Source organism: Oleiphilus sp. HI0132 (assembly GCF_001635845.1).
Map to the genome: position 1 here is coordinate 1 of NZ_LWGJ01001809.1, position 712 is coordinate 712.

Below are 712 nucleotides of genomic sequence, written 5' to 3' on the forward strand. Positions count from 1 at the left end.
GCTTAATCAAGCAGGCTGACTGTGTTATTTATGACCGCTTGGTCAGTGCTGAAGTGATGGAATTAGTGTCGCCCAGGGCAGAGTGTATTTATGTGGGTAAGAAAAGTGCCGACCATGCTTTGCCCCAAGAGCAAATAAACCAGTTGATTGTCGAAAAAGCGATGAGCGGCAAGAAGGTTGCTCGTCTTAAAGGCGGTGACCCTTTTATCTTTGGTCGTGGTGGTGAAGAGGTTCAGGAACTGTTGGATGCGGGGGTTGCTTGCCGAGTCGTCCCAGGTGTTACCGCTGCTTCAGGTTGTACGACTTATTCCGGCATTCCATTAACTCACCGGGATTTTGTTCATGGTTGCACTTTTATCACGGGCCATCTTCAGGATGATACGCTGGATTTACCTTGGCAGGCTTTGGCACGTGAAGATCACACTGTTGTGATTTACATGGGTATTAAAACATCACCAATACTGTCTAGAGAGTTAATTAATAACGGCTTGGCCGAAGACATGCCGGTTGCCCTAATCAGTAACGGCACCACAGAGAATCATCGAACCTATCGAACCAATATTTCAGATTTGCCAGAATTTGTTCTAGCGAACCAAATCAAGCCGCCAACACTGATTGTTATTGGCCGAGTGGTAAATGCTTTGGATACCGAAGGTTTTGATCAGGCTACTTTGCTTGATGAAGCCACCAGGCATGAACAGATGATGACTAA

The 712-nt window shown here is 46.3% G+C and carries 1 protein-coding gene; it reads left to right on the forward strand.

Going from position 1 to position 712, the window contains the following annotated elements:
* On the forward strand, nt 1-712 hold a 712-nt coding region (gene cobA, locus A3766_RS27360; protein ID WP_068643370.1), incomplete at both ends, for a uroporphyrinogen-III C-methyltransferase.